The 23,329-nt window shown below is 56.8% G+C and carries 18 protein-coding genes and 1 tRNA gene; 6 read left to right on the top strand and 13 right to left on the bottom strand.

The genetic code is table 11. The features are described 5' to 3' along the window. Nucleotides 1-78: 78 nt before the first annotated feature. A complete protein-coding gene (locus ACQQCD_RS04045; RefSeq protein WP_430267123.1) occupies nt 79-1,386 on the bottom strand; it encodes a M20/M25/M40 family metallo-hydrolase in 1,308 nt (435 codons plus the stop codon). A gap of 205 nt (nt 1,387-1,591) precedes the next feature. On the opposite strand from ACQQCD_RS04045, the gene ACQQCD_RS04040 reads away from it, so the two are divergent. Then, a tRNA-Leu gene (locus ACQQCD_RS04040) sits at nt 1,592-1,674 on the top strand. Nucleotides 1,675-1,828: 154 nt separating this feature from the next. Here the strand turns inward: ACQQCD_RS04040 and ACQQCD_RS04035 are convergent. Genes ACQQCD_RS04035 through ACQQCD_RS04025 form a run of 3 tightly spaced genes read right to left on the bottom strand, consistent with a single transcriptional unit; the run spans nt 1,829 to nt 5,427 of the window. Further along, nucleotides 1,829-2,776, bottom strand: coding sequence for a MaoC family dehydratase (locus ACQQCD_RS04035; RefSeq protein WP_430267122.1), 948 nt, complete (start codon nt 2,774-2,776; stop codon nt 1,829-1,831). Further along, entirely contained in the window at nt 2,773-4,113 is a 1,341-nt protein-coding gene (locus ACQQCD_RS04030) for a 3-oxoacyl-ACP reductase (protein ID WP_430267121.1), read from the bottom strand. The genes ACQQCD_RS04035 and ACQQCD_RS04030 overlap by 4 nt, the downstream gene beginning before the upstream one ends. 12 nt (nt 4,114-4,125) lie before the next feature. Further along, nucleotides 4,126-5,427 (bottom strand): acetyl-CoA C-acetyltransferase, encoded by a 1,302-nt coding sequence (locus ACQQCD_RS04025; protein ID WP_430267120.1) that lies wholly within the window; start codon nt 5,425-5,427, stop codon nt 4,126-4,128. 142 nt (nt 5,428-5,569) lie between these two features. Between ACQQCD_RS04025 and ACQQCD_RS04020 the strand changes: the two genes are divergently transcribed. Next, nucleotides 5,570-6,313, top strand: coding sequence for a TetR/AcrR family transcriptional regulator (locus ACQQCD_RS04020; protein ID WP_430267119.1), 744 nt, complete (start codon nt 5,570-5,572; stop codon nt 6,311-6,313). 17 nt (nt 6,314-6,330) lie between these two features. Next, entirely contained in the window at nt 6,331-8,457 is a 2,127-nt protein-coding gene (locus ACQQCD_RS04015) for an acyl-CoA dehydrogenase (protein ID WP_430267118.1), read from the top strand. Between the two features lie 120 nt (nt 8,458-8,577). Here the strand turns inward: ACQQCD_RS04015 and glgA are convergent, their stop codons facing one another. Next, on the bottom strand, nt 8,578-9,774 hold the full coding sequence (gene glgA, locus ACQQCD_RS04010; protein WP_430267117.1) for a glycogen synthase: 1,197 nt from the start codon (nt 9,772-9,774) through the stop codon (nt 8,578-8,580). 102 nt (nt 9,775-9,876) lie between these two features. Between glgA and glgC the strand changes: the two genes are divergently transcribed. Beyond that, a complete protein-coding gene (gene glgC / locus ACQQCD_RS04005) occupies nt 9,877-11,274 on the top strand; it encodes a glucose-1-phosphate adenylyltransferase (protein ID WP_430267116.1) in 1,398 nt (465 codons plus the stop codon). 55 nt (nt 11,275-11,329) lie between these two features. Further along, entirely contained in the window at nt 11,330-12,781 is a 1,452-nt protein-coding gene (locus ACQQCD_RS04000) for an SDR family NAD(P)-dependent oxidoreductase (protein ID WP_430267115.1), read from the top strand. Nucleotides 12,782-12,874: 93 nt separating this feature from the next. On the opposite strand, the gene ACQQCD_RS03995 is transcribed toward ACQQCD_RS04000, so the two are convergent. From ACQQCD_RS03995 to ACQQCD_RS03985, 3 genes are read right to left on the bottom strand one after another with little or no spacing between them, the layout of a single operon-like run. Next, nucleotides 12,875-13,726, bottom strand: coding sequence for a transglutaminase family protein (locus tag ACQQCD_RS03995; RefSeq protein WP_430267114.1), 852 nt, complete (start codon nt 13,724-13,726; stop codon nt 12,875-12,877). Then, nucleotides 13,723-14,649 (bottom strand): alpha-E domain-containing protein, encoded by a 927-nt coding sequence (locus ACQQCD_RS03990; protein ID WP_430267113.1) that lies wholly within the window; start codon nt 14,647-14,649, stop codon nt 13,723-13,725. Before ACQQCD_RS03990 ends, ACQQCD_RS03995 begins: the two co-directional genes overlap by 4 nt. Nucleotides 14,650-14,697: 48 nt before the next feature. Then, nucleotides 14,698-16,254, bottom strand: a complete 1,557-nt coding sequence (locus tag ACQQCD_RS03985; protein WP_430267112.1) for a circularly permuted type 2 ATP-grasp protein — start codon at nt 16,252-16,254, stop codon at nt 14,698-14,700. A gap of 250 nt (nt 16,255-16,504) precedes the next feature. On the opposite strand from ACQQCD_RS03985, the gene pepN reads away from it, so the two are divergent. Continuing rightward, a complete protein-coding gene (pepN, locus tag ACQQCD_RS03980; protein ID WP_430267111.1) occupies nt 16,505-19,108 on the top strand; it encodes an aminopeptidase N in 2,604 nt (867 codons plus the stop codon). A 33-nt stretch (nt 19,109-19,141) separates the two neighbouring features. Here pepN and ACQQCD_RS03975 read toward each other — a convergent pair whose 3' ends face one another. The 5 genes from ACQQCD_RS03975 to ACQQCD_RS03955 form a co-directional block, all read right to left on the bottom strand. Beyond that, nucleotides 19,142-20,200: a lipoate--protein ligase family protein gene (locus ACQQCD_RS03975; protein WP_430267110.1), complete on the bottom strand. Its 1,059-nt coding sequence runs from the start codon at nt 20,198-20,200 to the stop codon at nt 19,142-19,144. 92 nt (nt 20,201-20,292) lie between these two features. Beyond that, nucleotides 20,293-20,547 (bottom strand): type B 50S ribosomal protein L31, encoded by a 255-nt coding sequence (locus ACQQCD_RS03970; RefSeq protein WP_430267109.1) that lies wholly within the window; start codon nt 20,545-20,547, stop codon nt 20,293-20,295. A gap of 169 nt (nt 20,548-20,716) precedes the next feature. Then, nucleotides 20,717-21,607: a PKD domain-containing protein gene (locus tag ACQQCD_RS03965; RefSeq protein ID WP_430267108.1), complete on the bottom strand. Its 891-nt coding sequence runs from the start codon at nt 21,605-21,607 to the stop codon at nt 20,717-20,719. Between the two features lie 31 nt (nt 21,608-21,638). Continuing rightward, nucleotides 21,639-22,307: a DUF6318 family protein gene (locus ACQQCD_RS03960; RefSeq protein WP_430267107.1), complete on the bottom strand. Its 669-nt coding sequence runs from the start codon at nt 22,305-22,307 to the stop codon at nt 21,639-21,641. A gap of 188 nt (nt 22,308-22,495) precedes the next feature. After that, a complete protein-coding gene (locus ACQQCD_RS03955) occupies nt 22,496-23,305 on the bottom strand; it encodes a TrmH family RNA methyltransferase (protein ID WP_430267106.1) in 810 nt (269 codons plus the stop codon). Between the last annotated feature and the right edge of the window lie 24 nt (nt 23,306-23,329).

The raw sequence follows: 23,329 nt of genomic DNA, 5'->3' as shown, positions 1-23,329 counted from the left end.
TTTGTTCAGAGGCAGAAGTGGTCAGTCGCAGAAGCGGTCAGTGGCAGAAGTTCCACCTGACCGGCTGGAACAGCGAATCTAGTAGTTGGTGAGGAGTTGTTCCAACACCCGGGTGCCGAACTTGAGTGACTCCGCGGGGACACGCTCGTCCACGCCGTGGAACATGCCGGTGAAGTCGAGGTCATCAGGAAGCATCAGGGGCGCGAAGCCGTAACCGGTGATGCCCAGACGGCTCAGCGACTTGTTATCCGTACCGCCGGAGAGTGTGTACGGGAGGACTTTTGCGCCCGGATCCTGGCTGTGAAGGGCATCGATCATAGAGTCCACCAAGTTTCCTGAGAACGGAACTTCCAGGGACTCTCCCTTTTGCACGTAGCTAACGGCCACATCGGTTCCGGCAAGTTCGCGAACCTTTTCCAGAACCTGTTGCTCTTGGCCGGGCAGAGTTCGGCAGTCAATGAGAGCCTCAGCTGATTCAGGGATCACGTTGTGCTTGTAGCCACCCTTGAGCAGCGTGGGGTTGGACGTGTTCTGCAGCGTTGCTCCCACAAAACGAGCAACCGTGCCCAGTTCCTTCAACAGGAGTTCGGGATTGTCCGGATCGAATTCCACACCGGTAAGTTCCGTTACGCCATCTAAGAATTGACGTGTGGTGGGGGTGAGCTCAATGGGCCAACGGTACTCACCAATGCGTGTCACGGCCGAGGCCAGTTTGGTCACGGCATTGTCTGTGTTGATTTGTGAGCCGTGGCCAGCGCGGCCGTGGGCCACGAGGCGCAACCACGAGAGCCCCTTTTCCGCAGTTTGGAGCAAGTAGGTTCGCTGACCACCAATGTTCGCAGAGAATCCACCAACCTCTGAGATGGCCTCAGTAGCGCCTTCAAAGAGTTCAGGACGGTTTTCTACTGCCCAACCGGCGCCGTAACTTCCGCCAGCCTCCTCGTCGGCAAAAAACGCAAAAATGATGTCTCGTTTGGGCTTGATGCCTTTCCGGGCGAAGTCCCGCATCACCGAAAGGATCATCGCGTCCATGTCCTTCATGTCCACTGCGCCTCGTCCCCAGATGAGACCGTCCCGCAGTTCCCCGGCAAAGGGATCAACTGACCACTGCTCTCTCAACGCGGGCACAACATCAAGGTGGCCATGGACCACCAAAGCTCCCTTTGCGGGGTCTGAGCCCTCCATGCGGGTGATGACACTCGCCCGGCCTGGGGCGGATTCGAAGATCTCTGCTTCCAGACCAACTTCGGTAATCAATCCCGCAGTGTATTCGGCAGCTGCGCGCTCCCCCGGGCCAGTTCCATCACCAAAGTTGCTGGTGTCCATCCGGATTAACTCTTGGCAAATCCTGACGACTTCGTCTTCGGGCCTGGTCTGCTCAGTCACGTGTCCTCCTGTTATTCGGATCGGCGAGAGTGCCACTTCTCAGACTACCCAGTTGTGGTGGGCAAACTTCCAGATTTTTGGCCTCAAAAGACCCCCGAGCTGGCCCGATTGTTAGTTTCCGCAAAGTTCGTGTTAGAGTTTTTCTCGCTGCTTTTGAAGGAAACGAACCGGTTTTACAGCGGGTCGAATCGTCAAAATACACCCTGCGCGGGTGGCGGAATGGCAGACGCGCTAGCTTGAGGTGCTAGTCCTCGAAAGGGGGTGGGGGTTCAAGTCCCCCTCCGCGCACAAAGCAAAAATGGCCCTGATCTTCGGATCAGGGCCATTTTTGTTTCGCCGAAACATAGGCTCATAAACTTCCCGCTAAAGGGCTGGGCAGTGGTGGTCTCGCCCAGCTCTGGGAGAGACCACCACTGCCCGTCAGACGGGCCTTGTTGTCCGATTAGTTCGGCAGGATCGGTTCTACAGATCCCGTGAAGTGACGTCGCCCACTTCGTTGGTTCCACCCCACAAAAAGCATCTTTGGGGCGTTTCCCTCGAGTGCAGCAGCGTCCGCTGCGGGTCCGTTTTCTTCTTCGGCTTCGATGCGTACGCCAACCGTTGCCGGCAAAAATACTGGTGCCTCAAATGAAACGTTCCACACAAAAGAATCGGATGCCGAAGTGCCAATTTCTGCGAGTGCACGCGAGGCAACGTACATGCCGTGCACAATCGAGGTTCGCAGTCCCAACGCTTTAGCAGAGAGAGAACTCAAGTGAATGGGGTTAAAGTCCCCGCTCACGGCTGCGTAGGCTCGCCCCGCATCGGCTCCGAGTCGCCATACGGCTGTGGGGTTCGGTGGCGCAAAGTCGGTCTTGGGCGGCTGCGTGGTGGGCTTATCGATGCCCGGAAGAAACACGCCTTTGGCGAGGTAGGTTGAAATACCGCGCCATAAGAGGTCGTCGCTGTGGGCTGCGCGAACTTCCACCACCAGGTCTACTTTGGTTCCAGCCCGGTGACCCGAGAGATTTTCAGCCCAGCTGCGAATATCCATCCGCTGAGAGCGTTCTATCTTGCCGAAATGCTCCACCCGATTTTGCAGGTGGATCATTCCCAATAGTGGTAGTGGGAACTCGTCTTTGGTCATCAAGCTCACGGCGAGTGGAAACCCCAACACATGTACGTAACCAGAAGGCACTGCATCGCTAACCGGTAGCCCAAAAAGCTTTTGGTAGGCGGTGAGCTTTTCTAGGTCGATTTCCACGTCAGCCACTTCGTGGGCAACGGCTGGAAGTTCTGGTTTCTCGTGGTGACCCAGTAGCTTTTTTCGTGCGGCGAGCGCTGCTGCATTTAGATACAGCTTTGACAATGACGGCGTCTCGCCGAGCACTTGAACGCTGGGGGTGCTCACGCTCCCACCAGATTCTGCCCGCAGACACGAAGCACTTCGCCGTTGATCCCTGCGGCGGCGTCGCTGGCCAAAAATGCTATCGCCTCAGCAACGTCAACGGGTTTGCCACCTTGTTGCAAAGAGTTCAGGCGACGCGCCACTTCACGGGTTGCGAAGGGGATGCGTGCTGTCATTTCGGTCTCGATGAATCCTGGTGCGACGGCGTTGATGGCACCTCCCTTAGTTTCCATGGCTGCGGCGGTGGAGCGAACCATTCCCATCACGCCACCCTTGGATGCTGCGTAGTTGGTCTGCCCGCGGTTACCGGCAATGCCACTGGTGGAGGCCACCGAAACTATGCGCGGACGTTGGGCAAAAACGTCGGAAGCCAATAGGGCCTCGTTGATGCGCAATTGGGCTGCGATGTTCACGGCCAGTACCGAATTCCAGCGTGCTGGATCCATGTTGGCTAGCAATTTGTCCCGTGTGATACCTGCGTTGTGCACCACAATGTCCAGGTGGCCATGGCGGCTTTTTGCGTGTTCCAGGATCTTCTGTCCTGCATCTTCACGGCTGATGTCTAATTGCAGTGCGCTGCCGTGTACTTCGTTGGCGATCTTGGCAAGGTGATCTCCCGCAGCAGGAATATCCACCAAAATCAGTGTTGCGCCGTCCCGGTACAGGGTGCGAGCAATTGCCGCACCAATTCCACGTGCTGCCCCGGTCACGACGGCTACCCGACCTTCGAGGGGACTGTCGCGCTTGGGCGGCAGGGCGCCGTCGTTATTTCCAATGGTCAGGAACTGACCGTCAACAAACGCCGAGCGACCGGAGAGGAAGAACTGCAGTGCACCTAATGCTCCAGGGCTGACCGGGGAGACATCTTCCGCCAGCACAATACCGTTGGCGGTTGACCCGGCCCGGAGTTCTTTGGCCAGTGAACGCACAAAGCCGTCGATGCCTTGACGTGCGGCCGCTATAGCCGGGGCGCCGGCGCTGACTGGGGAGCGGAATACGGTGACCACTCGAGAGTTTGCGGCTAGATGACGCAGGGCAGACCCCGTGGCTAATACTGACTCTTCTAGATCGGTGGGGTGCTGAACGTCGTCCAATACCAAAACGATGGCACCGAATTTTTCCTTGGCCGTAACGTGACGGCGGATGTCTAGGCCCCATGAGAGGAGTTCTTGGGCGAGTTCTTCAGCGCCCGAGGAGCTACCTTGAACCAGAACCGGACCAGTGACCAATGGATCACCTGGTGTGTGGCGACGAAGGACTACCGGCTGCGGTAGGCCCAGTTTTTTTGCCAGGTCTTTACCGAAACCTTTGCTAACGAATTCTGTGTATTTGTCAGTCACAATCAGTTCCTCCTAAAGAGATTCGAGGACGGCGACGACGCCCTGGCCGCCGGCGGCGCAGATGGAGATCAACCCGCGTGAAGGCCGGCCATCGACTGTGCCGCGTTCGTGGAGCATCTTGGAGAGGGAGGCAACGATGCGACCACCCGTGGCAGCGAAGGGGTGACCTGCTGCCAAGGATGATCCGTTGACGTTCAGTTTGGACCGGTCAACGGTGCCAAGGGCTTTGTCCAGACCGAGACGTTCGGTGCAGAAGGCGTCGTCTTCCCAGGCCGTGAGGGTGCTCAGAACCGTTCCTGCGAAGGCCTCATGGATTTCAAAGAAGTCGATGTCATCGAAGGTTAGGCCTAGTCGAGCCAGAAGGCGTGGCACAGCAAAGGCTGGCGCCATTAGCAGGCCATCCTTGCCGTGGACAAAGTCAACTGCTGCTGCCTCGCCATCAACCACACGGGCGAGCTTGGGCAGATCGTGAGCGTCAGCCCATTCCTCGGAGGCCAAAAGCACTGTGGACGCGCCATCGGTGAGCGGGGTGGAGTTGCCGGCCGTCATGGTGGCCTCTGCACCGAGCTGCTTGCCGAATACTGGCTTCAGCTTGGCGAGCTTTTCCAAGGTGGTGTCCGCACGCAAGTTTGAGTCTTTGCTCAAGCCGCGGTACGGGGTCATCAAATCGTCAAAGAAGCCACGCTCATAGGCAGCCGCAAGGTTCTTGTGGCTGTTGTAGGCCAACTCATCTTGTGCTTCACGAGTGACTTTCCACTGTGCAGTGGTGAGTGCTTGGTGTTCGCCCATGGACAGTCCAGTCCGCGGCTCACCCGTGCCCGGAGCGTTGGGAGCCAGGTCCTTGGGACGCAATTTACTCAGAGCCTGTACGCGCTGGCCGAGAGTTTTTGACCGGCTCAGTTCCATCAGAATGTTGCGCAGACCGTCGCTGACTGCAACGGGAGCGTCTGAGGTGGTATCCACTCCCCCAGCAATCGCTGAATCGATCTGGCCCAGCTTGATTTTGTTAGCCAGCCCCAAGACCGCTTCCAAGCCTGTGGCGCATGCCTGCTGAAGATCGTAGGCCGGGGTTTCGGCCGAAAGCGCCGAACCCAAAACAACTTCACGCGTGAGGTTGAAGTCTTTTGAGTGCTTCAGGACGGCACCAGCTGCTACTTCACCAATTCGTTCATCTTGGAGACCAAAGCGAGCGACAAGCCCGTCCAATGCCGCTGTAAGCATGTCTTGGTTTGAAGTGTTGATGTAGGCGCCATTAGAGCGGGCGAAGGGAATTCGGTTTCCACCGATTACTACGGCATTACGCAGATCATTCACGTTTTGACTCTCCTTTGTCCGGCACACAAGGTCCGGTTCGGGCCAACGCGACGAGATGCACGCTGACTCCATGTTGACGCCGCCCGACTGCAAGAAGCAATGGCGGTTACCGATACTCAGCGTACCTGATACGCTGAGTATCGTGAACATTCGGACCACACTTACGACGACGACTACCGACACTTCGGTTGCGGCGTCCACAACGGCGGCAGTAGCAGTGGCAGACGGGCGATCGGCTCGTTGGACCAGCCACCGCGAGGAACGCCGTCGTGAATTAATCCGTGCAGCCCGCCGCGCGGTCCATACCTTGGGTCCAGAAGCGTCAATGGATGACATTGCCAACGCGGCCAGCACCTCCAAATCGGTGTTCTACCGCTACTTCGGTGACAAAGCTGGCTTACAGCAAGCTGTCGGGGAAGTGGTCCTACACCAGATGCGGCAGAAAATTGTTGACGCAGCACAGGGTGCAGAGGGTCCTCAAGAGGCACTGCATGCCATGGTCAGTGCTTATCTGCACATGGCCCAGACCTCGCCGAACGTCTATACCTTTGTAACAAAGCCTGGAAATCTAGATAGTTCCTCAACGGTTGGAAGCCCTTTGGGCGGTGCGTTCAGTCATTTCTTCGATGCGATCACACAAATGCTGGCAAAACCCATGCAGGACTATTTCTCCGGCAATAGCAGCGCGCTCATTGCTTACTGGCCCACGGCAGCCATTGGGCTAGTACGGGCCGCTGGTGAAGAGTGGCTTTCCGCCACGGCCAGCCAGCCACAAGCAGACCCGGACTCCATGGCTACTCGGATTACCGGCTGGCTCCTGCACGGGATAGCCCACGAACTTAGCACTCCCCTCAGCAACCCTGCGATGACTAATCAGCCATCATGACCAACGAAGGAATGACAATGACTGAAGTATCTGACCGTCCCATCACCAAGGGATCAGCCGGACACACTCCCCCTAAGCAGCACCCGGCATCTAGCTCCGAGCCCAAAGTCAACGTTGAAGCATTGGGCGAACAGCTTTTGGGGAAGTGGGCTGACTACCGCAAGGCTGCACGAGTGCTCGCTGCGGACACCCGACTTCACAAAATCGAGGGCCTGTCTCACACCGAACACCGCAAGCGCGTTTTTGAGCAACTAAAGATCCTCGTTGAACAAAAAGCAGTGCTGCGCGCTTTTCCCAAGAGCGTGGGTGGCGAAAACGAAAACGGCGGAAACATTGCCGGGTTCGAAGAACTTGTGACCTCCGACCCTTCACTGCAGATCAAGGCAGGCGTCCAGTGGGGTCTCTTCGGTAGCGCAGTGATGCACTTGGGCAGCGAGGAACACCACAAGGCGTGGTTGCCGGGGATTATGAGCCTTGAAACCCCTGGCTGCTTCGCCATGACCGAAATTGGTCACGGCTCTGATGTTGCTAGCATCGCCACCACGGCCACCTATGACGAAGCAACACAAGAATTTGTTATCAACACCCCCTTCCGTGCCGCATGGAAAGAATTCATTGGCAACGCAGCCGTTGACGGCCTGGCGGCAGTGGTATTTGCCCAGCTCATCACCAAGGGCGTTAACCACGGTGTCCACGCGTTCTACGTAAATCTTCGCGATCCCGAAACCAAAGAGTTCCTGCCGGGTATCGGCGGCGAGGACGACGGCATCAAGGGCGGACTCAATGGCATCGATAACGGCCGTTTGCACTTCGACCATGTCCGTATTCCGCGCACCAACCTGCTCAACCGCTACGGTGACGTCAACGAAGCCGGTGAATACAGCTCCACCATCGAAAGCCCAGGACGTCGCTTCTTTACGATGCTCGGAACCCTAGTCCAGGGCCGTGTGTCCTTGGACGGTGCGGCCGTGACGGCTACCAAGATTGCTCTCAAAACGGCCATCCAGTACGCAACTGAGCGCCGTCAGTTCAATGCTTCCTCCCCCACCGAGGAAGAAGTCCTCCTGGACTACCAGCGCCACCAGCGCCGCCTCTTTACCCGTTTGGCCACCACATACGCCGCAAGCTTTGCGCACGAAGAACTGCTTGAAAAGTTCGACGGCGTTTTCTCAGGCCGCACAGACACGGATGCTGACCGTGAAGATCTTGAAACTCTGGCAGCAGCGTTGAAACCATTGAGCACATGGCACGCGCTGGACACGTTGCAGGAGTGCCGCGAAGCGTGCGGCGGCGCCGGATTCCTGGCCGAGAACCGTTTTGGTTCATTACGCGCGGATCTTGACATCTATGCGACGTTCGAGGGCGACAACACGGTGCTGCTCCAGCTTGTGGCCAAGCGGCTCTTGGGCGACTACGCCAAAGAATTCCGCAACGTGGACTTTGGTGTGCTGGCCCGGTACGCGGTAGGCCAGGCAACTGACCTTGCCGTCAACCGCACTGGTCTGCGCCAAGTAGCCCAGTTTGTGGCTGACACTGGACTTGCCCAGAAATCTGCTAACGCTCTGCGTTCTGAAGAAGGCCAGCGTGCCTTGCTCACCGATCGTGTTCAGTCCATGGTGGCCGAGGTTGGGTCGGCGTTGCGCGGCGCCCCCAAGCTGCCCCAGGCCAAGGCAGCTGCATTGTTCAATGCCCACCAGAACGAGATCATTGAAGCAGCCAAGTCCCACGCTGAGCTCCTCCAGTGGGAAGCGTTCACGCGTGCGCTTGCTGAAGTTCAAGACGAAGGAACCAAAAAAGTCCTGACCTGGGTTCGTGACCTCTTTGGCCTGTCCTTGATTGAAAAGAACTTGGCCTGGTATTTGATGAACGGCCGGCTGTCAATGCAGCGCGCTCGCACAGTGGGCGACTACATCAACCGTCTCCTGACCAAGATTCGTCCGCATGCTTTGGACTTGGTTGACGCATTCGGTTACGGCCCCGATCAGTTGCGGACAGCCGTTTCCACGGGAGCCGAAAAAATCCGTCAGGACGAGGCCGCTGCGTACTTCCGTGCACAGCGCGCCAGTGGTACTGCCCCGATCGACGAAAAGGTGCTGCTCGAGCGTAAGCGCCGCGAAGCAAAGAGCAAGGGCGCAGCTAAGTAGCCAGCCTCTAGGGTGCTAGAAGAACGACGGCGGTACTCGCCATCGGTGAGATTCTCACGGATGGCGAGTACCGCCGTCGGACATTAACGCAGCAAAACATCTATTAGCTAGGGCGAACCCTTACTTTAGGACCGAGCGGTAAACCTCTAGGGTCGTTTCAGCAATGGATTCCCACGAGAAGTGCTCTTCCACCCGGGCGCGCCCGGCAACACCCATGGCGCGGGCCTTGGCTGGATCTTCAACTACCTTGATCAGTGCGTCAGCGAAGTCGTTAACGAACTTGTCTGGGTCCAAGGGGGTACCGGTGCCGTCGGTGAGCTGCTCAATGGCCACAAGCAAGCCTGTCTCGCCATCTTTAACTACCTCGGGGATACCACCGGTGGCACTGGCAACTACAGCAGCACCACAGGCCATAGCTTCTAGGTTCACAATGCCCAGCGGTTCGTAGATGGAGGGGCAAGCGAAAGCCGTTGCGTGGCTGAGAACCTGAATGAGCTCTGCACGAGGCAACATTCGCTCAATCAAAATCACACCCTCACGCTGACTCTGAAGTTCCGCAATGAGTTTGTTCGTTTGCTCGGCCAGAGCTGGAGTGTCTGCAGCGCCCAAGCACAGGACTAGCTGAACGTCAGCCGGTAGCTTTGCAGCGGCCTGGAGCAAGTACGGGACACCCTTTTGACGAGTATTACGCCCAACAAACACCACACTCGGTTTTTCTGGGTTAATGCCCAAAGTACGGACGGCGTCTTCGCCTTCATCACGCGTCCACTGAGAGACGTCAATTCCGTTGTGAACCACCTTGACCCTTGCCGGGTCAACGTTCGGGTAGCTCTTGAGGATGTCTTGGCGCATTCCGTCGGACACGGCAATAATCGCAGCGGCTGCTTCATAGGCGGCCTTTTCAGCCCATGAGCTCACTGCATAACCGCCACCGAGTTGCTCTGCCTTCCACGGTCGCAACGGCTCAAGGCTGTGTGCACTGAGTACGTGCGGAATACCGTGCAATAGCGAGGCAAGGTGCCCGGCCATGTTGGCATACCAGGTGTGTGAGTGAACCACATCAGCGCCAGCAATGTCAGGGACGATCGAAAGATCAACACCAAGGGTTTGAATCGCTGGGTTCGCGTCGGCTAAGTCTGCCGGCACGTTATAGGAGTTCACAGTGGCACCATGGTAGTCCTCAGGGCGGGGCGCACCAAAGGCCCGAACCCTCAATTCCACGTGTTGCGCCAGCACACGGCTGAGCTCCGCTATGTGTACTCCGGCGCCGCCGTAAATCTCGGGCGGAAATTCTTTGGTCACAATGTCGATTCGCACGGTTCTAACGTAGTCCTTCCACGTTATGTGATCTAGTGTGAAAGTGTCCGGACATGATCCGGATCTTTGTTGCCACAGTTTTGATGCAGGGGAGTTCACACGATGGCGTTGAAGAAAGTCCTGGCAATTGTCCTTGCAGGCGGAGAAGGTAACCGATTGATGCCGTTGACGGCCGATCGCGCCAAGCCTGCCGTCCCTTTTGCCGGAGGATACCGACTTATTGACTTTGCGTTGTCCAACTTGGTCAATTCTGGTTATCTGCAAATTGTGGTGTTGACGCAGTACAAGTCGCATAGCTTGGACAGGCACATCTCCGAAACGTGGCGTATGTCCACTTTGTTGCAGAATTACGTCGCTTCGGTGCCGGCGCAGCAACGTGTGGGCAAGAGCTGGTTCTTGGGCAGCGCCAACGCCATCTATCAGTCCTTGAACCTGATCCATGACGCTCAGCCAGACATTGTGGTGGTGGTTGGTGCCGATCACGTTTACCGGATGGACTTTGAACAGATGGTGGGATTCCACACAGCATCTGGTGCAAAAGCTACAGTTGCAGCAGTCCGGCAGCCGCTGAGCATGGCGGACCAATTTGGTGTCATTGAAGTTGACCCAGAAAACACCGGCCGGATTGGCGCTTTTGTTGAAAAGCCTTCCAGCACACCAGGGCTGCCTGACGCGCCGGACCAATTCTTGGCGTCCATGGGTAACTACGTTTTTGATGCAGATGCTTTAGTTGAAGCTCTTACGCTGGATGCCGAACGCCTGGACACCAAGCACGACATGGGTGGAGACATCGTTCCTTACTTTGTTTCTCGGGGCGAAGCCGCTGTCTACGACTTCACCACCAATGACATTCCAGGCTCTACTGATCGCGACCGTACCTACTGGCGAGACGTAGGGACCATCGATTCGTTCTACGACGCCCACACGGACCTCATTTCACCGATGCCAGTGTTCAACCTCTACAACTCAGAATGGCCAATCTACACACGGCAAAGCATTTCCCCGCCGGCCAAGTTTGTCCGTGGAGAGCACAACACCGTTGGGGCCGCATTGGACTCGATTGTGTCCAATGGCGTGGTCATTTCCGGTGGCATTGTGGAGGGTTCGGTACTTTCCCCTGATACGTTCGTGGACGCTGGTGCACGAGTATTGGACTCCATTCTGATGGACAAAGTCCGGATCGGTGCTGGAGCAATTGTTAAGCGAGCCATTATTGACAAAAATGTCCAAATCCCAGCAGGCGCCACAGTAGGTGTAGACAGGGCACTGGATGAGGCTCGCGGCTTTAAAGTCACCGAGTCTGGAATTACTGTTCTGGCTAAGGGACAAGAAGTGCCAGAACCCGATGAAAAAGAACTGGCGCTTTCTAAAGCCGAACGCGGCCGAATTCCGCAAGCGGTAGCAGCGGCAGCCAAGACCTTTGAGGGCCTTCAGACCGAAATCAATAAGGTGGCAACCGTTCAGGAAGCCGCTGCAGACCTTCCGAAAGCAGCCAAATAGCTCCACACAGTTTTCCGCGCGTCGCGCAGCTGAGTAGCACGGTAAAATGGGGCCAATGAGCGCTCCAGAATTATCGCCTGAGGAAATTCAAGCCTGTCTTAAGGTTTTGAATGCCATCCACGTCTATGACGAGGAGGACCCGGACTACATTGCTGTGCGGCGCGCAACCGGAAAAATGTTTAAGGCAGTCAAGCGTCACCGCCGCGTCACCAAGCGTGATGCCATTAACGACGCCGACCGTGCGGTTCTAGCGAAAACGGCCACAGCTGCCCCGGACCGGATCGATGACGAGACGCGCGGCAATAAACTATCCAGTTCAGTGACCGGTGAAGTCGCCGGTCACTTGCTCCGTTCGCGTCCTTGCTACATTTGCAAGCAGCACTACACCCAAGTTGACGCTTTCTATCACCAGCTGTGCCCTGATTGTGCAGCGATGAGCCACGCCAAACGTGACGCCCGTACCGATCTGACTGGGCGCCGAGCACTGCTCACCGGCGGCCGGGCAAAAATTGGTATGTACATTGCACTTCGACTCCTGCGTGATGGTGCCCACACCACCATCACTACCCGTTTCCCCAAGGACGCTGCACGCCGCTTTGCAGCGATGGAGGACAGCACAGACTGGCTGCACAGGCTGAGGATTGTGGGCATTGACCTACGTGATCCGTCCCAGGTCATGGCCCTGACTGACTCGTTGGATGAAGCTGGCCCCTTGGACATCATCATTAACAATGCCGCCCAAACGGTGCGCCGCTCCCCCAACGCTTACGGCCCGCTGGTGGACGCAGAAGATGAAGAGCTCCCCGCAGCATTGCAACCGGCCAACGGTGGTCCTGAATTGGTCACCTTTGGCCATGCACATGACAAGCACCCCTTGGCGCTTGCCACGAGCGTTTTGGAACACCCGGTCCTCGCTGGCGACTCGATCACATCTTTGGCTCTCTCCACCGGTTCAGCTTCGCTAGAACGCATCAAGGCCGGAACGGCTATTGACGCAGGCGGACTTGTCCCGGACTTGGCTAGCATCAACAGCTGGACTCAAGTAGTCGACCAAGTTGATCCGCTCGAGATGCTTGAAGTGCAGTTGTGTAACGTAACAGCACCGTTCTTGTTGGTTAGCCGCCTCCGCCCAGCTATGAGGCGCTCCACCGCACGGCGCAAATACATCGTCAACGTATCTGCCATGGAAGGCCAGTTCAGCCGCGCATACAAGGGCCCCGGACACCCTCATACCAACATGGCCAAGGCTGCTCTGAACATGATGACGCGAACCAGCGCAGCAGAGATGCTGGAGACTGACGGTATCTTGATGACTGCCGTTGACACCGGATGGATCACTGACGAACGCCCGCACTACACCAAAGTTCGACTGATGGAAGAAGGGTTCCATGCTCCGTTAGACCTCGTGGACGGTGCTGCCCGAGTCTACGATCCGATTGTGATGGGTGAGGCCGGCGAGGACCAATACGGAGTCTTTCTCAAGGACTACAAGCCTTCGCCCTGGTGACTTATAGCTGCCATCGAAGGAGAGTTCACAAGATTTAAAGTATTGAGGACCGGCCTCAAGACCGGTCCTCAATACTCTGCTCCAGCCCTTGTCTCAGGCGAGCCGCGTGATCTCCACGCTGACGCTCAGCTCAGAACCACCACGCCCGGCCAAAATACCCTTCAGCGGTGGCACGTCGCGGTAGTCGCGGCCGCGGGCCACCGTAACGTGAAAGTCCCCAGCTGGTTTGTGGTTGGTGGGATCCCAGCTACGCCAGTCACCGTCCCAAAACTCTAGCCACGCATGTGACTGGCCGGCGACCGTCTCGCCAATTTCCGCCGTCGACCGTGGATGGATGTACCCAGAAATGTAGCGGGCTGGAATGCCACAACTACGCAGTGCCCCAATGGCCAGATGTGCCAAGTCCTGGCAAACACCCTGACGCTGGTTCCACGCTTCTTCAGCGTTGGTAGTGACCCCAGTGGTGCCCTTCATATAAGTCATCTCACCGCGCATCCACTCGAAGATCGCCAATGCTGCATCATGCGGGGACCGCGCTTCCACAACCCCGGGAATGATGCTGAGAACTTCCTCGCCAGGATTAGACAATTGCGACTGCGGGATCCAATCGCTGAATTGATTAAGCACCTCATATGAGCTCAGCGTTTCCCACGGAACAATGTCCGCAGACGTGGGGACGCGTTCGGCGCGGTGGACCTCAACAGTGGTAGTAGCCAAAACGTCCAGCTGATCGTGTGGCATTTGCATATCAAAAGCGGTCACTCGAGTGCCCCAGTAGTCGCGGTAAGTGCTCACTGCGGCCTGCGAGGGCAACACCTTGATCGAAGACTCGAGCACCACTTGCTGCGCATCGGTCAAAGGCGTCATACGAGCCTCGTTATACGAGAGTGAGACTCGATTCTTGTACTGATAATTAGTGCGGTGAACAATGCTCAACCGGGTCATGATACTTCTCCCACCCAGGCATGTTCATCAGCCTGATTGAAGTACTTACGGGAAATTGCGTCCGAGGCCTGGGCCACTGCTTTCTGCACACGTTCCATGTGTTCGGGCAGCTCTGACATCAAGTCATGCGTGCGGTGGAACTCCAAGAATGTACGTGCTTGGCCCACAATGCGCCGAGCGTCGTTGATAAAGCCAACGCGTTGGGCAGAGGGGTCCAGCTTGGACAAGCACTCGTCGGCGTCACGCAAGGCGAACACAATGGATCGTGGGAACAAACGGTCCAGAAGCAAAAATTCCGCCGCATGCTCGTCGCCAAATGCGGCCCTGCGCGTGCGCAAAAATGATTCGTAGGCACCAGCGCACCGCAGCATATTCACCCACGACATTCCTGCGGACAGGACGTCGCGTGTGGAGAGCATCCGGGCAGTCATGTCCGCGCGTTCCAACGAACGGCCTAGCGCCAAGAATTGCCAGCTCTCATCATGGCTGACAGTGGTATCCGCCAAACCACGAACCATCGCTGTACGTTCCAGCACCCAGTTACAGTATCTGTACGTCCCCACAACATCCTTGCGGTGCTGATTCAGTCCGTAGTAAGTGGTGTTCAAGCTCTCCCACAAGCTTGAAGACACTGTCTCGCGAGCACGGCGCGCATTTTCACGAGCTGCGCCAAGAGAACCAGCAATGGACGTTGCGCTGGTCTTGTCATAGGCCAAAGCATGGAGTAACTCGTTGAGCCCAAATTCCTCAGTCTGAGGACGCGCGCCCATCACGGCGAGAAGTTCTTGAGCAACGCTGCGCTGCTCTTCGAGGGGCAAATGGTTCAAACGTTCGAGGTGAACGTCCAAGATTCGAGCGGTGCCGTCAGCACGTTCTACATACCGGCCAATCCAAAAGAGTGATTCAGCAATTCGGCTAAGCATGGGGTGCTACCTCCTGAAAACGGGAGCGAATAGTGTCCTGGGTGCGGTTCACTGCTGTTGCTCCGTCTGCCGGTCACGCCAATTAGACTCCACAGGCCATACCGAAACACGTTCGTGAATGGTGATGCTTTGCCGCGGAAGTTTTTCCACTGGTGTTTGTGGTGAATCTGCGAGTACCCACGTGTCCTTGGACCCGCCGCCCTGAGAAGAGTTCACAATCAATGAACCTTCCTTGAGCGCCACCCGGGTCAGTCCACCGGGCAAAACCCAAACGTCGTCGCCGTCGTTCACGGCAAAAGGACGCAAATCCACGTGGCGAGGGCTAAAGCGGTCCCCGCTCAAGGTGGGAACTGTGGACAGCTGCAACACCGGTTGCGCAATCCAACCACGAGGATCTTCAAGAATGCGCTGACGCAAAGCGTCTAGCTCCTGCTTGGTGGCGTCAGGGCCAATGACCAGGCCCTTTCCGCCGGAACCGTCCACGGGCTTAACCACAAGCTCATCGAGGCGATCCAAGACGTGCTCGCGTGCTTCTTTTTCTTCGAGCCGGAAGGTATCAACGTTGGCTAGAATCGGTTCTTCGTTCAGGTAGTAGCGGATCAGATCCGGCACGTAGCTGTAAACAAGCTTGTCATCGGCAACACCGTTACCCACCGCGTTAGCGATGGTCACGCCCCCGGCGCGCGCAGCATTCACTAGTCCGGGACAACCGAGCATGGAATCTGAACGGAACTGCAAAGGGTCCAAAAATTCGTCGTCAATGCGCTTGTAGATCACGTCAACTCGCTGTTCACCGGCGGTGGTCCGCATATAAACACGGTTGCCGCGGCAGACGAGGTCGCGCCCTTCAACCAATTCCACACCCATGTAACCGGCCAAGAGGGTGTGCTCAAAGTAGGCGCTGTTAAAAACGCCCGGAGTCAACACCACAACAGTGGGGTCATCAACGCCCGCTGGGGCGGTCTTACGCAATGCCGAGAGAAGACGCCGCGGGTATTCCTCCACGGGCCGGATGTGCTGCTGTCCAAAGGCCTCTGGAAGTCCCTTGGCCATAGCTCGCCGGTTCTCCATCACGTAGCTCACACCGGAGGGAACCCGGACATTGTCCTCGAGCACGCGGAAGGTTCCAGCAGCATCCCTCACCACGTCAATACCGGAGATGTGAACGCGGACTCCCCCAGACGGTTCAAAACCGTGGACCTGCCGGTGAAAATGGGCGCTAGTGGTGACGAGCTGCCGCGGGATAACCCCGTCGGAGACAACTTTCATGTTGCTATAGACGTCATTCAAAAATGCTTCCAGCGCGCGTACACGTTGCTTAACACCGGATTCGAGATCCACCCAGTCATCGGCCGGAATAATTCTGGGCACAATGTCCAAAGGAAAAGGCCGCTCTTCGCCGGCGAAGTCAAAGGTGACACCGCGGTCAAGGAAGGTGCGTGCCATTGAATCGGCGCGTGAGCTGACGTCGGCAAGGCTGAGTTCGCGAAGCGCCCCTGCCACTTGTCCGTAGGACTCTCGCGTTACTTGGCCCGGCGCAAACATTTCGTCGAAGGCACCGGTGCGGTCTACCGCTGTGGAGTAATCCTGAAATAGCTCTGACATGAAGAAAAGACAACCACCTTTTTCGTCTCTTTGCATCAAAGTCGGCTTTGTGGCGTGTTGTTTGTTCTACGGAAAGTCAGGTGATATTTAGATGCTGGGGCACCAAAAAATACTTAGGATCATCAACTGAGCTACTCCGCAACATCGCTGGAACACAACGGCAACAAGATTGGTACATAAACGGGTGTTCACGCTTGGATAAAATCGGTGGACCTTCGGGCATTTGAGGCCAGCGTGGTTAAATAACGTGGTGTCTAATCAGAATCTTGCTCGTGACGTTGCCGCTACTCGTTCATTCGTGATCTCCACTCACAGCTATGACGTATCAATCGATATTCGTCAGGCTGAGGACCCCACCGTAGAAAGCTTCCACACCCAAAGTGTGATTACCTTTGATGCCGAGCCCGGCAGCAGCACGTTTCTGGATTTTATTGGCGCCGAAGTGCATAGCATTTTCCTCAACGGCAAGGGTGTGGACGTAGCCGCAGCCGTTCAAGACGCTCGCATTGAACTCAAAGACTTGCAGGCAGTTAACCAAGTAACGGTTATTGCGTCGGCTCTGTACAGCCGCTCGGGTGAAGGACTCCACCGGTTCGTGGACCCGGCAGACAATAAGACCTACTTGTACACACAATATGAGCCAGCCGATGCGCGCCGGGTTTTCCCCAACTTTGAACAGCCTGACCTCAAGGCCCGCTATACGTTCCACGTGATTGCCCCGAGCCATTGGGAGGTGGCCTCCAACGGTGAGGAAGTTCAGCGAACTTCGCTAAACTCAGCCCCGGACGTTAGCCGCTGGGACTTTGAAGAAACAAAACCCATGTCCACTTACATCACAACGCTCTTGGCTGGACCGTACTTCAAGGCCACGGACCTGTGGGTTGGCACGATGTCTGACGGTACGGAGTTGCAGGTTCCGCTGGGACTGTACTGCCGCGCGTCGTTCGCTAAATCTTTTGACACCGAAGAACTATTCCGCCTGACCAAAAGCGGGTTGACGTTCTTCAACGAACTCTTTGACTACCCCTACCCATGGGGCAAGTATGAACAAGCGTTTGTGCCCGAGTACAACCTTGGCGCCATGGAGAATCCGGGACTTGTCACCTTCACCGAGGACTACGTTTTCACCTCCCGTGCCACCGACGCTCAGTACCAGGGCCGAGCCAACACTCTGATGCACGAGATGGCGCACATGTGGTTCGGCGACCTTGTCACTATGTCCTGGTGGGATGACTTGTGGCTCAAGGAATCGTTCGCCGACTACATGGGAACTTTGGCAGTGGACCAGGCAACTGATTGGGATAGCGCCTGGGTGAACTTTGCCAACAAACGCAAAGCGTGGGCCTACCTCCAGGACCAGCTGCCCACTACCCACCCGATTGTTGCTGACATTGTTGACTTGGAAGCGGCGAAGCAAAACTTTGACGGAATCACGTACGCGAAGGGCGCTTCAGTTCTCAAGCAACTCGTGGCGTTTGTGGGTTTTGAGGCGTTTATTGCTGGGGCCCGCAGCTACTTCCGCGCCCATGAGTTCAGTAACACCACATTGACGGACTTGCTGGTTGAGCTCTCAAAGGCATCCGGCCGGGACCTAACACAGTGGGCGCAGCAGTGGTTGCAGACCTCCGGGATTTCCACCCTGAGTTTGGAGATGGACGTGAACGACGGCGTCATCACCGCAGCCGGAATCGTTCAGACGGCTACCGACCCGGTAACAGGACGCAAGGCAGAGAGACCCCACCGCCTGCGCATTGGCGTCTATAACTTTGATGAAACTGGGGCGTTGCTGCGCACCAAGAGCATTGAATTAGATGCAGCTGGCCCCGAAACTGCAGTGGATGCTCTGACCGGACAGGACGTTGCACCGCTACTGTTACTCAACGACGATGACCTAAGCTACGCCAAAATTCGTTTGGATGCTGCCTCTGAGGCCACAGTACGTTCGGCCATGGACCGGATTGAAGATCCCATGGCCCGTGCCCTCGCATGGAACGCACTGTGGGATTCTGCCCGTGATGGCGTCACACCCGCCGAACTCTATGTGGATGCGGTGACGCGTTTTGCGCATCACGAAACCGGGGTTGGGGTACTCCAAGCAGTGTTGGCTAACGCCCAGGTTGCCCTTGATAATTACGTTCCTGCAGCGCGACGACACGAGTTGCAGGACGCTTTTGCTGCTCATGCGCTGGCACAGCTTCAAGCTGCGGAGCCCAGCTCCGATGCCCAATTGGCGTGGGCACGTGCGCTGGGCTCTGTGAGCCGTTCCTCTGCAGTGGCTCTGAGCACCTTGCACGGCCTCCTAGACAGTTCGGCAGAGCTTCCGGGACTAGTGGTAGATTCGGAGCTTCGCTGGCAGTTCTGGCACGCACTGGCCGCCCATGGCCAGGCCACCGAAGCTCAGCTTCAAGCTGAGGCAGCCCTGGACAAAACTGCCTCGGGCCAAGCTGGTCTTGCAACCGCGTTGGCAGCTCGTCCGGATTCATCCGTCAAAGCTGCGGCATGGGCAGAACTGGGAGCGTCCACTAGCCTGTCCAATAGCCTGCTGAGCGCCACGATTGCTGGCTTTATGACGTCAAGGAGCGAACTACTCGCACCGTATCAGGAACCGTACTTTGCGCAGCTTCGATCTGTGTGGGCTTCGTTGAGCATTGAACTGGCTAGCCGGATTGTTCGCGGTTTGTACCCGGCGCACCAGGATTTGGGTTCCGCTGCTAGCCCCGAGGAACACCCGGTCATTGTTGCTAGCGATGAGTGGCTTGCCGCCAACACCGATGCTCCACGAGCCCTGATTCGAATCATCGTAGAGCAGCGGAGCCACTTGCTCCGGGCGCTAACGGCTCAGGCCGCAGCTTAAGCGCTCTGGTCTAGAAACCCTGGCAGGTGTTCTTTAAGGGACTCGGTGCAGCCATTCCTCGGTGCCGAATTTTTCGATGACGCGTTGTTGCGCTGCAGAAAACTCTGCTTCGGACAGAGTTGTTTCAGTAGCACCGTAGCGTTCCTTAAAGACTTCGATCATGGTGTTGATGATCTCTTCGCGAGTTAGGCCGGTTTGGCGGCGGAGCGGGTCTACGCGCTTCTTGGCGCTGCGTGTGCCCTTGTCGGAGAGTTTCTCTTTGCCGATGCGCAGGACCTCGACCATCTTGTCAGCGTCGATGTTGTAGCTCATCGTCACGTGGTGGAGCATGCCACCGTTGGCGAGACGCTTCTGGGCCGCTCCCCCGATTTTTCCTTGATCGGTGGCAATGTCATTAAGCGGAACATAGAACGCTTCTATCCCCAGCCGTTTGAGCGCAGCCATCACCCAGGCGTCAAGGAAAGCGTACGACTCTTCAAAACTGAGCCCGTCCACGAGCGTCTGCGGCAGGTAGAGCGAGTAGGTGATGCAGTTTCCTCCTTCCATAAACATGGCGCCACCGCCGGTAACACGACGCACCACAGAGATGTTGTGCTTCTGAACGCCTTCGGGGTGCAACTCATTCCGGTAGGACTGAAAGCTGCCGATCACAACCGAGGGCTCTTCCCAATCCCAGAACCTGAGCGTGGGCTGGTGTTTGCCGGCTCCTACGGCCTGAGTGAGTACTTCGTCGAGTGCAACGTTGATGTTGGTTGGCTGCACGGTGGGGCGGATAACTTCCCACTGGTGGTCAGCCCATGAGCTGGCATAGCCCAAGGCCCTGCGAATGGTGATGGCAACAGCCTCGGGTGAAAACCCAAATAGATGTGCATCTGCAGGGAGAGAATCACTCACTGCTTTGGAGAGCTGGACGTTGCTGGAGTTACTGGGCAAGCCCTCAAGGGCTGCGTTGATGGTGTCGAGAGCTTCGTCCGGTTCTAGGAAGAAATCGCCGCTCAGCGATACCTTGCTGAGCTGACCGCCGTCGTCGTCTAGATCCACCACCACGAGCTTGCCGCCGGGTACCTTGTATTCGCCATGACGCATAACCATAGTTCAAGCCTAGGTCACTCGGCTGGGTGTTAAAACAAACAAACCCCGCACCTATGGTGCGGGGTTTGTGAGAAAAGCTTGAGGCGAAGGAATTACTTCTTGCCGAAGCCCTTGAAGCGAGCGTTGAAGCGCTCCACACGACCGGCGGAGTCCATGATGCGCTGCTTACCCGTGTAGAACGGGTGGGACTCGGAGGAAATTTCGACGTCGATTACCGGGTAGGTGTTGCCGTCTTCCCACTCGATGGTCTTGCTCGAGGAAACGGTGGAGCGGGTGAGGAACTTAACGCCAGAAGCCAAGTCATTGAAAACGACTGCTTCGTACTTCGGGTGTGTATCAGACTTCATAAGTGGACCTTTGTTCACGCAACTGGATTTGGCCAGCCGCCAGGTATGAATGGGATGGCCCGCAGGCCAGCTACTAATACTACCGGATGTAGACGTTGCTCGCGAACCAGTGAAGTAGGGCGCTTCGTCTCTTGGAGTCCTGATCGCGGCGCTTAGAACAGCTTTGGTTTCAACAACCCTCGCCGTGGGGATTCTGGATGCAGTTATCCGCATAGTTCTTGGTGATGGAACGCCAGACCTGGATGGTTTGAGGAGCACTTGTGGCAGAACCTCGGCCGGTGATGGGTAGCGGTGGACCACCGTTCACCGAGTACGTACCGGTAAAGGAGGTAGTGACACTGACGGGATAATTGCCCGTAGCCGTGTACACATGGCTGGTCCGGGTTTTGGTTCCCCACTCGTCTTCCGGCAACGGTCCGCCGGAGACTGGCGTGGGACCAAGCGTGGAGCCATCGCCGTAGTTATAGGTGTACTCAACGGGTGTAGCTGTTAGGTGCACGGACTGGCCAAGCAAAGTGATATCGAAGTCTTGCTTACTTGCTTCGGCATAGATGTTGGTCTCGGCGCCCTTGAGGGTGTGTGGCGCGGGTTGAAGCGATACCTTGGAAGGTGAGAAAGGCAGCTTCTCAAAGGCGCTCGAGATTCGCGCAGCAATAAGCTTTAGCAATTCTTCAGGTCGGATGTCGTAAAGACATGACGCTTCCCCCTTTGAAGACCAATCTGTCCATGCAGGGTTAACGATCGATTTGGGCGCATACTTCCAAACGACCGGGACACCCGGTTTTTCATCGCCCGGTCTCTTTGGGCATTTCAGTTGATTTGGCAGGCACCCGACGTCGAGCTCATCCGTTTGACTTTGGCAGTGAAGATCCGCCTTGTATTGATACGGGTCAGCAGGAACGTAGCCAGGGGTTGCGGAGACTGGCAGATCGCTACCTGGATCAACCATCCAAATCGCTGCCTTCGCACCGCCTTCCTCATAAGCCGCACCACCTCGGATGTCAGAGTCCGCATGCGATGCAGGAATGGCCACCCCGAGCATCGACGCAGCAACGAACACTGCCAGGAGCCCGCGGGGTAGTCTCGATAACTTACTTAAGAAGGCCATAATCGTCGACTCGCCACGAGCCATTTTCGTAGGAAAGATCTAGACCGGACGCACTATTTGAGGCCGGCGAAGGTTTTGCGGCTACTGAGCCGTCTGGGTCGTAGTAGCCAACAGAAGCCTGGAGTATCTGCACCACTACCTTTTGGGTCGGGGAGCCGTCCGGTAGTTTCGCCGATACCGACGGGACGGTAATCTTTCCGCCCGTCATCCACCTCCCTAACTTTGAATTCGTCACAATGCCATCCGTAACAATGTCGCAGGCCTGACACGTCGACGCAGCCAGTGACCGCCAAGGCTTCGTAGCACCCGTCTCATATGCGTAGCTCAGGAGCGAGTACCAGTACTTCACGAACGCCTCGGCACCTTCTTTGGTGTTCGTCTTTCCCTCGGATGGCAGAACGGGCAACGGTACGTTCTGCGCTTTGCCCTTCGCGGTGGCCGGCTTGTACACGGCAGTAGCGGTATGTGCGGCAGTCGGCGTCGTACTGGCAGTAGTAGCCGAACTAGACGAAGAAGCCGAGGAGCCCGAACTAGACGGCGACGGTGCCGGGCTATTGCAGCCAGCCAGGCCCATCATCAGTACAACAGCAGCGGCCCCGAGTGCCGTGCGCTTACTGGTCAATCCCTTGGTGAACGGTGCGAATGTGGTCATAAGAGGAGTCCCCCGGTCGTCGGCTCTGGCCTAGCTTCACTCAGCCTAATCAATTTGGAAAATCGATGTAGAAGTTATCCACAGGCTTCTTCGGTTGTAGCACGCCCTCGCTTGGGGCGAAAGTCACATGGCCTCCAAATGCCCCACTATGGGACAAACACGCAGCCCTAAAGCTCAAAGTTCGGAGATCAAATTCTCGGCCTCAGTTCCCAAAACGCCACGGCTGAGGCAGCAGCGACGTTGAGAGAATCCACGCCATTTCGCATAGGAATCTTGACAGCCAGGTCGGCAATGCTCAAGGTTTCCGCGCTCACCCCAGCGCCCTCCGTGCCCAAGACCAGGGCAAGCCGCTCCGGGCGACGAGCTGCGAGGTCATCCAGATCAATCGCATCGTCCGCCAGCTCCATTGCCGCAATAGTGAAGCCCCGCCGTCTAATAGCCGCTAAGTCAGCTTCCCAGTCCAGCAAGCGCAACCACGGCACCTGAAATACCGTCCCCATACTCACCCGAATACTGCGCCGGTACAAAGGGTCGCCACAGCGAGGGCTAACCAGCACAGCGTCAACGTCCAGCGCTGCAGCGGAGCGGAAGATAGCTCCCACGTTCGTGTGATCAACAATGTCTTCCAAGATGGCAATTCGCGAGGCATTGGCAAGAACATCATCCAGACTCAAAGCCTCGGGACGTTCCATGGCCGCCATGGCGCCCCGGTGCAAATGGAAGCCGGTTATCTCTTCGAGCAATCCGGGGCTCCCCACATAGGCGGGAACATCGGGGAACTGCTCAAAGAGATCCGTCAAATCCTCTTTCCACTTTTCCGCAAGAAAAAACGAACGCGGAGTGTGGCCTGCGGCGATGGCGCGGCGTAAGACTCGCGAGGATTCTGCGATGTAAAGGCCCTCGCGTGGTTCACGAATTTTCCGCAAATGTACGTCAGTCAGCTGTGTGTAGTCACGAACACGTGGGTCATCGGCAGAGTCAAGATAGTGAAAAGGCACGTTTGATTATTTCATCCGCACGCC

The organism is Pseudarthrobacter sp. J1763 (assembly GCF_050490295.1).
Classification (GTDB): Bacteria; Actinomycetota; Actinomycetes; order Actinomycetales; family Micrococcaceae; genus JBNPEO01.
This window is presented reverse-complemented; position numbering and strand designations above follow the sequence as displayed.